Here is a 12603-nt window from a genome sequence, read left to right on the forward strand (position 1 = left end):
TTGACAGAACCAGCGGAAAAAGTGAGGGTGGCGGCATGGCGACGAGAACCCCGGCCCCCGGACTGCGGGAGCGCAAGAAGGACGAGACCCGGCGCAACCTGCGCGAGGCCGCGAGCCGCCTGTTCCGCGACCACGGCTTCGCACAGACGACGGTCGCCGACATCGCGGCCGGGGCGAACGTGTCCGAGCGGACGTTCTTCCGCTACTTCGACAGCAAGGAAGCCCTGCTCCTGCCGGACGGTGCCGAGCTCTACGCCCGGATCGAGACCGCGTTCCTCGCCCGGCCGGAGAGCGAGAGCGCCCTCCAGGCGACCTGCGGCGCGCTGAGTGACGTGGCCGCCTACTTCGCCGGCAGCAGTCTGACCGCGCTGGGGCATCCGATCGACGAGGTGCGCGAGCACGCGCGGGTCGCCCTGGCCCATCAGTTCGCCGAGTTCGAGGAGCGGCTCACCGAACTCGTCGCCCAGCGCATGCCCGCGCACACGCCCGACGCCGACCTGCGGGCGGCCGTGATCGCCAACTCCGCCCTGTCCGCGGCACGGGCGGTCCTGCGCACCCTGCGCAACCGCCGCCAGGCCGGTCTGCCGGTGGAACCCGAACGCCTGCTGCCCGAAGCCTTCGCCATCCTGTCCTCGATCGGAGCCACCACACCGTGAAGAACCCCCGTCGCGTCATCCTCATCACCGGCTGCGCCGTCGCCGCCGTCGCGGCGGCCGGGGCGGCCGATCTCGTCGTGGAGCACAAGGTGGAGCGGCGCGTCGCCGAGACCGCCGCCTGCCGCCTCGACGCCAAGGACGTCTCCGTGGATCTCGCCGACACCCTCGCCGGCCTCAGGACCCTGACCGGCAGCGTGGGCACCGTCCACGTCAGCGCCGAGGGGGTACGGCGCCAGGGGACCGAGCTGAGCATCGACGCGTCCCTGCACGACGTGTCCACGGACGGCGGCTCGTCGGGCGGCACCGCGACGGCCACCGTCCCCTACGCCGGACTGGGCGGACGCCTGCCGGACGACGGCGGCGACCTGAAGCCCGGCACCGACGGCACCCATCTCACCCTCACCGGCACCGCGGGCGCCGCCGGGATACCCGTCACCGTGGTGACGGACCTCTCCACCACCTCGCACACCCTCACCGTCACGCCCGCGAGCGTCGACGTCTTCGGCCGCGACCTGTCCGTCCAGGCGCTGTCCGCGCTGCCCGGTGCCTCCCAGCTCGCCGACCGGCTCAAGCCCCGCACCGTGGACATCGGCTCGCTGCCCGCCGGCACCGTGCTCACCGGCGCCCACGCGGGGGACGCCGGGCTCGCCCTGGAGTTCCGGCTGTCGCCCGACACCGGGAAGACCTCCGCCAGGGGGTCCGCGGCCGCGGCCTGCACCGCCGGGGGGCGTACAGCCTGAACCGGCCGGGGGGACCGGAGGGCGCGGCAAAACTGTCGCCCATGCCAATTGACAGTCCTGCCAGTTTCGGGTTGTGTCAGCCCTGCCACTTCCGCGGTGGCGGCCCTGTCGCGCCCTACTGGAGGCCCGGTGTCCTCTCCTTCCTCCTCTCCCCCCGCACCTCCGTCTCCCGCTCCTCCCGCATCTCCTTCTCCCACCCCCCGCACCCTGCGCCCGTCCGCGCCGCACCGCACCGGCGCCTTCTGCGCCCGGCACCCGCTGTGGGTGATCGCCGCCTGGCTCCTGGTGCTGGCCGCCGCGCTCCTGGGCCAGCACACGGTCGGGGCGACGTACAGCGACGAGGTGAATCTGCCCGGCAGCCGGACCCAGACCGGCGCCGACCTGCTGAAGGCGTCCGACCCGGCGCTCGCCGACCCCAACGGGAAGGTCGTCTTCCATGTCGGCTCCGGCAAGCTGTCCGCCGGCACGGACGGGCTCGCCACCTCACTCGAGCGGCTGCGGGACCTGCCGCACGTCACCGCCGTCTCGACGCCGGTGACCAGCACGGACGGCGCCACCGCCTACGCGACGGTCTCCTTCGACCAGGACCTCAAGGCGCTCGGCCTCGAGTACACCGACCAGCTCGACGAGGCGACGGCACCCGCCAGGGCCGCGGGCATCGACGTCGGCTACGGCGGCGACCTGCACACCATCGCGCGTACCCCCGCCAACGACCTCGCCGCCGAGCTCACGGGCCTCGCCGCCGCACTGCTCGTCCTGCTGCTCGCGTTCGGCAGCATCGCCGCCGCCGTCATGCCGCTGGTGACCGCGATCATCAGCGTCGGCGTCGGACTGGGTGTCGTCGGCATCGTCGCCGGCGCCCTCACCTTCGCCACCTCGGCGCCGACGCTGGCCACGATGCTCGGGCTCGGCGTCGGCATCGACTACGCCCTCTTCCTGATCACCCGGTTCCGCCAGGACCTGATCGACGGGTACGACACCGAGACGGCCGTCGGCCGCACCACCGCCGGCAGCGGCAAGGCCGTCCTCGTCGCGGCCCTCACCGTCTCGGTGGCCCTGCTCAGCCTGTACGCCAGTGGCCTGAGCCTGATCGGCCGGCTGGGGATCGCCGCCACCACTGCCGTCCTCGTCACCGCCCTCGCGGCGCTCACCCTGGTACCCGCCGCCATGGGGCTGGTGGGACACCGGGTCGACAGGCTGCGTGTGCGGCGCCCGGTCGCCGAGACCTCGGGCGACCACGACGGCTGGCACCGCTACGCGCGCCTGGTCGCCCGTCACCCCGGGAAGTTCCTCACCGCCGGGCTCGTCGTCGTGGGACTCTGCGCGATCCCGCTGTTCTCCATGCGCCTGGGACACATCGACGCCGGCGCCGACCCGGCCGGCAGCACCACCCGCACCGCCTACGACTGGATCGCCCAGGCCGACGGACCCGGCTACGGCCCGGGTGCCGACGGCCCGTTCACCGTCGTGGTCGACCTCCGGCACGCGACCCAACCCGCCGAACGGACAGCCCGTGCGCTGACCGACGGCCTGGAGAAGACGTACGGCGTCGCCCGCGTCACCCCGCCGCACCTCACCGAGGACGGCAGGATCCTCGTCACCACGCTCACTCCCACCACCGGCCCCCGGTCCGCGAAGACCGGCACCCTGTTCGACACCCTGACCGACCGCACGCTGCCCGGGACACTGAAGGGCACCGGCGCGACGGCCTACCTGACCGGCAGCACCGCCGGTACGTTCGAGTTCCGTGACACCGTCACCGAACGCCTGCCCCTGATCATCGGTATCGTCCTGGTCTGCGCGTTCCTGCTGCTGATGGTGGCCTTCCGCAGCCTGGTGATCCCGCTCAAGGCGGTCGTCCTCAACCTCCTGACCACCGGCGCCTCGTACGGCGTCCTCGTCGCGGTCTTCCAGTGGGGGTGGGGCGACCGCCTGCTCGGCCTGAGCGAACCCGTGCCGATCGAGTCCTACGTGCCCATGATGATGTTCGCCATCGTCTTCGGCCTGTCCATGGACTACGAGGTCTTCCTGCTCTCCCGTATCGCCGAGGAGTGGCACGCCACGCACGACAACGAACGGTCCGTCGGCACGGGCCTGTCGGTGACCGGACGGGTGATCAGCTGCGCCGCGATGATCATGACGGTCGTGTTCCTGTCCTTCACCGGGTCGCCGACCGTCGTGGTGAAGATGCTGGCACTCGGCCTCGCCATCAGCGTCATCCTCGACGCCACCGTCGTCCGTCTCGTGCTGGTGCCGTCCCTGATGTTCCTGCTGGGGCGCGGCAACTGGTGGCTCCCCGGGTGGCTGGACCGACGGCTGCCGCACCTCGCCGTCTGACCCCTCGGGACTCCGCCCCAAGGTGGTGGAATATTGAACTACCTTGCTCCGTTGTCGCCCCCGAAGGAGGTCACGAGTGGACACGACGTACTACGACCACGGAACGACGGCGGAGCGCTGGGAGCGAGCCGGGATGTTCTTCGACGCCAAGGAATACGCCGCCGCCGCGCGCGTACTGGGCGGGCTGGTCGAGGAGGTGCCGGAGCAGACCGCCCCGCGGCTGCTGCTGGCCCGCGCCTACTACCACTCGGCCCAACTGCGCCGCGCGGAGACCGAGTTGCGCGTCATCGTGGAGCGCGACCCGGTCGAGCACTACGCCCGGCTGATGCTGGGCCGCACCCTGGAGCGCCAGGGCCGCCACGAGGAGGCCGCCTCGCACCTGCGGATCGCCTCGGCGCTCGCGGGCGACTTCGAGCAGGTCTGAGAACGGACCCGCCACAGCTCCTGGTCCTGCACGCCGCGACAACGGCGTCGCCACGTGCAGGACCAGGAAACACCGGGCGCGCCGACCCGCCCCCGGCCACCTCACCTCACTCGGCCGCCGCCCCGCTCGCGGAGGTCCGCCGCGCCCGCCGGTGCGCGATCTCGCCGAGGACCACGTCGGCGACGACGAAACAGGCCAGCGGAATGCCGAGCAGCGGCACGAGGTAGCCGAGGACGGCGACCGCCGCCAGCCCCGGGACCAGGACGTACGGCGGCACCTGCTGCCAGGCGCCACGCGGGACGGGCCGACCGAAGGCCGAGCCGCGGCCGCGCTGCCACCACATGCGGTAGCCCCACACGATCAGCAGCACCAGCGACAGCGCGAGCAGCATCAGCACGATCTGGTTGGCCAGTCCGAACAGGCTGCCGGAGTGCAGGTCGATGCCCCAGCGGGTCAGCTTGGCGAGCACCGGGTAGTCCGCGAACCGCAGGATGTCCGTGACCTCGCCGGTGGCCGGGTCGACCGCGACCGCGTCCTGCTTCGTGGGCCAGCCGCGCTGTATCTGCTTGACCACGTACGCGGAAGAGGCGTCCGCGGGCGGGACGATCTCCACCGGGTCGCTCAGCCCTTCGGCGCGCGCGGCGGCGAGGATCCGGTCGAGGCCGACGCCGTGCCCGGCGTCCCCGCCGGAGGCGGCGGCCGCGTCGTGCCCGGCGTGCTCGCCGCCGCCGGCCGCCGCGGACACCGACGGGGTGGCCTGGCCGAGCGAGGTGCGCAGTTCGTCGATGTTCGCCCCGGCGTACGTCGACCAGGTCAGGCCGGTCGCCGAGAGGAACACGAAACCGGCCGCGGCCCACACGCCGACGCTGCCGTGCAGGCTCAGCGTGCGGCGCCGCCCGCTGGTGCCGCGCACCTTGCGCAGGGCGCGGCGGCGCGAGAACCACAGCACCAGGCCGCCCAGCGCGACGACCCACAGCCAGCTCGCGGCGAGCTCGCTGTAGAGGCGGCCGCTCTCGCCGAGGTGCAGGTTGCGGTGGAGTTCGCTGATCCAGGTGCGCAGCGGCAACGCGCCGGACGAGCCGTACTGTTCGAGGGCGCCGCGCACCTTGCCGGTGTACGGGTCGACGAACACCGCGTAGGAGTGGCCGGCGTCGACACCCTCGACGCCGGAGAGCAGCACCCTGGTGGTCGCGTCCGGCTCCGGGGAGGGCCGTACGGCCGTGACGGTGCCCTCGGGGTGCGCCGTGCGGGCGGCGGCCACCTGCTCGGAGATGGGGAGCTCGGTGTCACCGACGGGCACGGTCAACTCGTGGGCGTAGACGAGCTTCTCGGCCTGATAGGAGCCGGCGTACAGCAGGCCGGTGACCGCGGCGACGAGCAGGAAGGGCGCGACCAGCACGCCCGCGTAGAAGTGCAGACGCAGGATCAGCGGGCGCAGGGGGGCTGCCCAGCCGCGCGGGGACGGGGCGGGCGCGGCGGGTTTCGGGACCTCGTCCGTGGTGGTCGAGGGAGCGGTGGTCATCGGCGGCTTCTCCGGCGGTCGGGGACGTGGGCTGCCATGACGGTGATCGTGGCGGTCCAGTAGTCGGAGCGGAACGCGGCCGAGTTCCCGGCATATCGAGTGGTGTGCGTCACACAGCGGTGCCGGTGGACGCGGAGCGCCGTGGCATGCTGGCTCGATGGCATCTCCGAGCGCGCGCACACCCCTTGTCGAACTGGTCGAGGAACTCCTCGTCACCGACGGCCCGTTGCCCATCGTCGCGGCGGGCGACCCGGTGCTGCGGCGCGGCACCGAGCGCTACGACGGCGAGCTGGACCCCGCGCTGCTGGCCCGTTTCGTCGAGGCGCTGCGCGTCACCATGCGCGCGGCGCCGGGGGTCGGCCTCGCGGCACCGCAGGTGGGCGTGCCGCTGCGGATCGCGGTCGTCGAGGACCCGGCGCCGGTGCCCGAGGAGGTGCGGCTGGCCCGTGGCCGCGTGCCGCAGCCGTTCCGGGTGCTGGTCAATCCGTCGTACGAGCCGGTCGGCACCGCCCGCGCCGCGTTCTTCGAGGGCTGCCTGAGCGTGCCCGGCTGGCAAGCTGTGGTGGCGCGGCCGGCCGAGGTGCGGCTGACCGGCGAGGACGAGCACGGCCGGGCACTGGACGAGGTGTTCACCGGCTGGCCCGCCCGGATCGTGCAGCACGAGACGGACCACCTGGACGGCATGCTCTACCTCGACCGGGCGGAGCCGCGTTCACTGTCCTCGAACCAGGCGATGCTGGAGCGCTGGGCGGCTGCGACGCCCGAGGAGGCCGCGAAGGCCCTGGGGTTCGAGCTGCCGGGCTGACCGGGTCCGCGGGCGCCCGGGGCGACTCCGCGGGCGACCGACCGTGGTCGACGCCCGCGAGACCCCTGCTCCCCATTCTCCGGCCGGATCAGCCCCGGTACGCCTCCAACAGCCGCAGCCACACCTCGCTGATCGTCGGATACGACGGAACCGCGTGCCAGAGCCTGCCGATCGGCACCTCTCCGGCGACGGCGACGGTCGCCGAGTGGATCAGCTCGCCGACGCCGGGGCCGACGAAGGTGACACCGAGAAGCACCTCACGGTCGAGGTCGACGACCATCCGGGCGCGACCGCGGTAACCGTGGCCGAAGAGCCCGGCGCCCGCCACGGAGGACATGTCCACGTCTACGGCGCGCACCCGGTGGCCGGCCTGTTCGGCTTCCACCAGGGACAGGCCTACCGCCGCCGCCTCCGGGTCGGTGAAGACCACCTGGGGGACGGCGCCGTGGTCGGCCGTCGCGGAGTGCGCGCCCCAGGGGTCCGTCTCCAGGACGGGCACCCCGGCCGCGCGGGCGGCGATCGCGGCGCCCGCGATGCGGGCCTGGTACTTGCCCTGGTGGGTGAGCAGGGCGCGGTGGTTGACGTCGCCGACCGCGTACAGCCACTCGCTGCCGGACACCCGCAGGCTGTCGTCGACCGGGAGCCAGGAGCCGGGCTCCAGGCCGATCGTGTCGAGGCCGATGTCGTCGGTGTGCGGGACGCGGCCGGTGGCGAACAGGATCTCGTCGGCCTCGATACGGTCGCCGGTGCCGGTGACGACCACGACCGTGCCGTTCTCCCGGGTCACCGACTCCACGGACGTGCCGGTACGGACGTCGACGCCCGCCTCGGTGAGTCCCTCGGCGACCAGTTCGCCGGCGAACGGCTCCATGCGGGGCAGCAGGCCCTTGCCGCGGACGAGGACGGTGACCTGCGAGCCGAGGGCCCGCCAGGCGGTGGCCATCTCGGTGGCGACCACACCGCCGCCCACCACCACGAGCCGTCCGGGCACCGCCTGCGCGCTGGTGGCCTCCCGGCTGGTCCAGGGCCGCACGTCGGCGAGGCCCGGCAGCGGGGGCAGCTGGGCGCGGGTGCCGGTGCACACGGCGACGGCGTGCCGGGCGGTGAGGACGTGCCGCTCGCCGTCGGGGCCGGTCACGGTCACCGTGCGGGGTCCCGCGAGGCGCCCGTGACCGCGGTGGAGGACGGCGCCGATGCCGTCCAGCCACCGCACCTGGCCGTCGTCCTTCCAGTGGGAGGTGTAGTAGTCGCGGTGGGCGAGGACCGCGGCCGCGTCGAGGGGGCCCTGCACCGCCTGGCGCAGGCCCGGCACACGGCGGGCGTCGGCGCGGGCGATGACCGGGCGCAGCAGGGCCTTGCTGGGCATGCAGGCCCAGTAGGAACATTCGCCGCCGACCAGTTCGCTCTCCACGACCGCGGTGGACAGGCCGGCCGCGCGGGTGCGGTCGGCCACGTTCTCCCCCACGGGCCCGGCCCCGAGCACCACGACGTCGTACGCGATGGATTCCGTTTCCGTCATGGGCACAGTCTGCTGGGTGGTGTGCCCGGAGGCCACACGGGTACGTGCGCCGCATACCCAGCGGAATACCTCCCCGTCCGGCCGTGTTGTGCGGACGGTTTCGCCCCCACACCAGAAAGAGGGATGTACGCATGAGCAGCACCGTGGAGCTGACCAAGGAGAACTTCGACCAGACGGTGACGGAGAACGAGTTCGTCCTCATCGACTTCTGGGCTGCCTGGTGCGGGCCGTGCCGTCAGTTCGCGCCGGTCTACGAGAAGGCCGCCGAGGCGAACCCGGACCTGGTCTTCGGCAAGATCGACACCGAGGCGCAGCCGGAGCTGGCCGCGGCCTTCGGTATCCAGTCCATTCCGACGCTGATGATCGTCCGCGACCAGGTGGCCGTGTTCGCCCAGCCCGGAGCGCTGCCCGAGCCCGCTCTCACGGACGTCATCGGCCAGGCCCGGAAGCTGGACATGGACGAGGTCCGCAAGAGCATCGCCGAACAGCAGGAGCAGGCGCAGGCGCAGGGCGAGTAGGGGCGAGCAGTTCCCGGCGGGGTCCCTGGGAAGAATCCCCGGGCGGGGAGGGGACGAGTCCCTAGAAGGGGTAGGGCGCCACGTCCGGGCGCACCGTCGTCCAGCGCACGTCGGTGAAGGCCTCCAGATTGGCCTCGCCGCCGAAGCGGGCGCCGGTGCCGGACGCGGCGACGCCCCCGAAGGGCGCCACGGCCTCGTCGTTCACCGTCTGGTCGTTGATGTGGACGATGCCGGTCGGGATCCGCTCGGCGAGGTCGAGGCCGCGGGCGGTGTCGCGGGTGACGATGCCCAGGGAGAGGCCGTAGGGTCCCTCGGCGGCCAGTGCCGCGGCCTCCTGCGGGGTGGCGAAGGAGCGCACGGGCGCGACCGGGCCGAAGACCTCCTGCGCGTAGGCGGGGGTGCGGTCGTCGGCGTCCGCGAGGACGGTCGGCCGGTAGAACAGTTCCTCGTGGGTGCCGCCCGCGGCGAGCTTGGCTCCCTGGGCGATGCTGGCCTCGACCAGGCCGTGCACCTTGGCGAGCTGGGTGGCGTCGATCAGCGGGCCGAGGTCGACCCGCGCGCGGTGCGGGTCGCCGACCGCGAGGGCGTCGGCCTTGGCGGCGAGCCGCGCGACGTACTCCGCGTACAGGGACCGGTGCACCAGGTGGCGGCCGGTCGTCATGCAGATCTGGCCCTGGTGGAAGAACGAGCCCCAGGCGGCCGTGGAGATCACCGCGTCGAGATCGGCGTCCTCCAGCACGATCAGGGCGGAATTGCCGCCCAGCTCCAGATGTGCCCGCTTCAGGTGCCGTCCGGCCGCCTCCCCGACGGCGCGTCCCGCCGCGGTGGAGCCGGTGAAGGACACGACGGGCACCTGCGGGTCGGCGACCAGCGCCTGCCCGGCCTCGGGCCCGCCGGGCAGCACGTGGAGCAGGCCCTCGGGCAGGCCCGCCGCCGCGAACACCGCGGCCAGGGCGAGGCCGCCGCAGACCGCCGTGCGCGGGTCGGGCTTCAGGACGACCGCGTTGCCGAGGGCGAGGGCCGGGGCGACCGAGCGGATGGACAGGATCAGCGGGGCGTTGAACGGGGCGATCACACCCACCACACCGACCGGGACGCGCCGGGTGTACGACAGCCGGGGCGCCTCGCTGGGCAGGACCTGTCCGGCCGGGCGGGAGGCCAGGGCGGCGGCCTCATAGCACTCCTGGGCCGCGACGTGCAGTTCGAAGTCGGCCTTGCCGGGGACGGACCCCGCCTCACGGACGATCCACTCGCGCAGTTCGTCGGCGTGCGCCGCGAACAGGTCGCCGGCCCTGCGCAGCACCCCGGCACGGACGAAGTGCGGCAGGCGCGCCCACTCCCCTTGGGCGGCGTGGGCGTCGGCCGCGGCCGTACGGACGTCCTCGGCTGCGGCCAGGGTGACCGTGCCCAGGGTGTCGCCGGTGGCGGGCTCGGTGACGGCGTACTCCGGCCCGGTGGTTGTCCGGGACTGCCAGGTCTTGGGGTCGAGCAACGGCATGGCGGCTCTCCGTTCGTGACCGGCGGGACTCGGTGCGGGAGTCCCGTGTGGTGCGCGGCCGGTTCGGCGGCCGCGCGGCGGGACACGGTGATCCGGCGCAGCCGTGCGAGCCGCATCCGGTGGTCGAACGCATCCCGATCTGGTTGAGCGCGCAACATCCTAGTCAGGGTCGTACGAAAAGAGTGCCGCCTGTCACACACGGACGAGAAGCGGCCGGCCTGTCCCACACGGGCCGGGACACGACCCGGAGCCGGCACCGGGCAGCCGCCGGGAGTCGGTGCGGCGCCACTCGGCGAGCGCGGCGTCCGGGCCAGGACGCGTACGTCGGAGACTGCCAGGTCGAGCCCCTTGGCGCCGGTCGGCGGCACGTGTGGGCGGCCTCCCCGGGCTCGATGCGGGGAGGGCGGACCGGGGAACGAACGGGGGGGCGAGCCCAGGGACGAACAGGCGGCGGACCCAGGGACGAACAGGCGGCGGACCCAGGGACGAACAGGCGGCGGGCCCGGGAATGACGTGGCCGGCGTCCCCGGTGAGCGACAGCGGCCGACGGCGGCGAGCCGGGGGCGCACCAAGTCCGCGCGCCATCGGTCGCGTCAGCTGGAGTCGCGGTGCACCACCGAGGCTCCCAGGACGCGGTGTGTCTCGGGCTCGGCGCCGGGGTCGCGCACCGCGCGGTCGACCAGTTCGGCGAGGTCGCGGCCGGACGGCAGCTCGATGTGGACCGTGCTCAGCCGGGGCCGCAGCAGCCGGCCGAGCATGAGGTCGTCGGCGCCGATGACGGCCGTCTCGCCGGGGATCCGGACGCCCTCGTCCTGCAGGGCGCGCATCAGCAGCATCGCGTACTCGTCGTTGTACGCGAACACCGCGTCGAGGCCGAGCTCACGCCAGCGGGCGGCGAGCCGGGCGGCGGACTCCTCCTCGTAGTCGAGGGGCAGCTCGACGACCGTGGCGTCGGTGCCGGCCAGCGCGTCGCGCACCCCGGCGAGGCGGGGCCGGGAGAAACCCTCCAAGCCGGTTTCGGTGGGGACGACGACACCCACCCGGCGGCGGCCGCGGGCGTACAGGTGGGCGGCGGCGGCTCGGCCGACGCCCTCGTGGTCCATGAGCAGGGCGTGCGCGCCCTCGACGGACTCGGGGCCGAGGGTGACCACCGCGCGGGCGCCGGAGCGCTTGAGCACGGCCACGCCCTGCGGGCCGAGACCGGCACCGGGGACGAGGACGGCGACCGGGCGGAGTTCGGCCCAGGCGCGGGCGGCCTCGTCACCGTGCACCCCGACGGTGCCGTACTGCACGACCGTGTAGTCGAACCGGCCGAGCGCCCACTGGAGTTCGTTGAGGAACTGGCTGTAGAGCGGACCGGCCTGGACGGCCGGCGCGGGCATGAGCACCATGCGGCTGTGCCCGGCGCGCAGACTGCGGGCCGCCGCGTGCGGGACGTAGCCCAGTTCCTTCGCGGCCTGATGGACGCGGCGGCGGGTGGGCTCGCTGATCCGTACGGCGCTGGTGTTGTTGAGGACGTAGGAGACGGTCGCGCGCGAGACGCCGGCCACTCGGGCCACATCGGCGCTCGTGGGGACGGCGCGCGGCGCGGGCGACGAGGGCGGGGGCGATTTCGGTATCTCCACCATGACGTACCGCATCTTGGCAGAAGCCCGGACGGGGATCCCGGGCGGGGGAAGGCCGTTGACGATGCAACCAACGGCGCGAGGGTGGGGCGCCTCGCGGGCACTCGATCCACGAAAAGCGCGAGGCGGACCTGTTCGTGGCCGGCGTACGTCACCCGGTCGGCGCGGAGGTCCTCGGGGGCGGCACGCTCTTCGCGCTCGGCGCGGGCCTGCTCGGGCACCGCCGCCCACGGCTGAGACCGGCTCAGCGGGGCGGCTCGGTACAGGTGACGCGGGCGACCATGTCCGTCCAGCCCGCCTCGAGACGCTCCAGGGGCATGCCACGCTGCTTGGTCAGATGGTGGATCAGCACCGGGTTGAGCTGCGCCATCAGCGTGTGGGCGAGCAGCTCGCAGTCCGCGTCCGGAACGGCCAGCCGCAGCAGCATGACGACATGCGCGTGTTGCACCTGGCGGGCCGGTACGGCGTAGCGGCGCTCCGGGGTCGACTCCGCCGCCAGCTGCAGGTCCAGTTCGTCAACGAAGCGGCGCAGCAGTGCCCAGCCGAACGCCCGCAGCCGCTCCACCGGCGGCGCTCCGGGCCCCAGCGGCGGCGGCCCGCCGAGGAACGCGGCCTGGAACTTCCGCTCGGAATGGTCGAGCAGCGCCGTGAGCAGGCCGGTGCGGTCGCCGAAGCGGCGGAAGACCGTCCCCTTGCCCACGCAGGCCTGCGCGGCCACCGCCTCCATCGTGACGCCCGCGGCGCCGTGCTCCGCGATCAGCCGAGCGGCGGCGTCCAGCAGCCGGGCCCGGTTGCGCGCGGCGTCGGCGCGCAGGCACGGCTCGTCCTCCATGACGCCCAGCTGCAACAACTCGGGCTCTTCGACCGGCCGTTCCGGTGTCGTGAAGGGCGGCAGCTGTGTGGACATGAACACAGCGTAAAGCATGCGGATGAAACTGGACCGCGGTCCGGTTACAGTG

11 protein-coding genes are annotated in these 12603 nt (G+C 73.5%); 6 read left to right on the plus strand and 5 right to left on the minus strand.

Annotation, left to right across the window (positions count from 1 at the left end):
- Window positions 1-35 precede the first annotated feature (35 nt).
- From ACFV0T_RS04115 to ACFV0T_RS04130, 4 genes are all read left to right on the plus strand, one after another.
- Window positions 36-656, plus strand: coding sequence for a TetR/AcrR family transcriptional regulator (locus ACFV0T_RS04115; protein ID WP_385774182.1), 621 nt, complete (start codon window positions 36-38; stop codon window positions 654-656).
- The gene (locus ACFV0T_RS04120; protein ID WP_385774184.1) at window positions 653-1396 is read left to right on the plus strand and encodes a hypothetical protein; all 744 of its coding nucleotides are present in this window, start codon (window positions 653-655) and stop codon (window positions 1394-1396) included. Before ACFV0T_RS04115 ends, ACFV0T_RS04120 begins: the two co-directional genes overlap by 4 nt.
- 264 nt (window positions 1397-1660) lie before the next feature.
- Window positions 1661-3733, plus strand: coding sequence for an MMPL family transporter (locus ACFV0T_RS04125; RefSeq protein WP_385774186.1), 2073 nt, complete (start codon window positions 1661-1663; stop codon window positions 3731-3733).
- A 76-nt stretch (window positions 3734-3809) separates the two neighbouring features.
- The gene (locus tag ACFV0T_RS04130; protein WP_385774188.1) at window positions 3810-4157 is read left to right on the plus strand and encodes a tetratricopeptide repeat protein; all 348 of its coding nucleotides are present in this window, start codon (window positions 3810-3812) and stop codon (window positions 4155-4157) included.
- 106 nt (window positions 4158-4263) lie between these two features.
- Here ACFV0T_RS04130 and ACFV0T_RS04135 read toward each other — a convergent pair whose 3' ends face one another.
- Window positions 4264-5679, minus strand: coding sequence for a PepSY-associated TM helix domain-containing protein (locus ACFV0T_RS04135; protein WP_385774190.1), 1416 nt, complete (start codon window positions 5677-5679; stop codon window positions 4264-4266).
- A 157-nt stretch (window positions 5680-5836) separates the two neighbouring features.
- Here ACFV0T_RS04135 and ACFV0T_RS04140 point away from each other — a divergent pair, with 157 nt between their 5' ends.
- Entirely contained in the window at window positions 5837-6484 is a 648-nt protein-coding gene (locus ACFV0T_RS04140; RefSeq protein ID WP_385774192.1) for a peptide deformylase, read from the plus strand.
- 88 nt (window positions 6485-6572) lie between these two features.
- On the opposite strand, the gene ACFV0T_RS04145 is transcribed toward ACFV0T_RS04140, so the two are convergent.
- On the minus strand, window positions 6573-8003 hold the full coding sequence (locus ACFV0T_RS04145) for a dihydrolipoyl dehydrogenase family protein (RefSeq protein ID WP_385774194.1): 1431 nt from the start codon (window positions 8001-8003) through the stop codon (window positions 6573-6575).
- A 131-nt stretch (window positions 8004-8134) separates the two neighbouring features.
- Here ACFV0T_RS04145 and trxA point away from each other — a divergent pair, with 131 nt between their 5' ends.
- Window positions 8135-8521: a thioredoxin gene (gene trxA, locus ACFV0T_RS04150; RefSeq protein ID WP_385774196.1), complete on the plus strand. Its 387-nt coding sequence runs from the start codon at window positions 8135-8137 to the stop codon at window positions 8519-8521.
- Window positions 8522-8582: 61 nt separating this feature from the next.
- Here the strand turns inward: trxA and ACFV0T_RS04155 are convergent, their stop codons facing one another.
- From ACFV0T_RS04155 to ACFV0T_RS04165, 3 genes are all read right to left on the minus strand, one after another.
- On the minus strand, window positions 8583-10019 hold the full coding sequence (locus ACFV0T_RS04155; RefSeq protein ID WP_385774198.1) for an aldehyde dehydrogenase family protein: 1437 nt from the start codon (window positions 10017-10019) through the stop codon (window positions 8583-8585).
- Between the two features lie 593 nt (window positions 10020-10612).
- Entirely contained in the window at window positions 10613-11647 is a 1035-nt protein-coding gene (locus ACFV0T_RS04160; RefSeq protein WP_385774200.1) for a LacI family DNA-binding transcriptional regulator, read from the minus strand.
- A 241-nt stretch (window positions 11648-11888) separates the two neighbouring features.
- Window positions 11889-12569, minus strand: coding sequence for a TetR/AcrR family transcriptional regulator (locus ACFV0T_RS04165; RefSeq protein WP_385774202.1), 681 nt, complete (start codon window positions 12567-12569; stop codon window positions 11889-11891).
- Between the last annotated feature and the right edge of the window lie 34 nt (window positions 12570-12603).

Source organism: Streptomyces sp. NPDC059582 (genome assembly GCF_042735715.1).
In the GTDB taxonomy this organism is placed as follows: Bacteria; Actinomycetota; Actinomycetes; order Streptomycetales; family Streptomycetaceae; genus Streptomyces.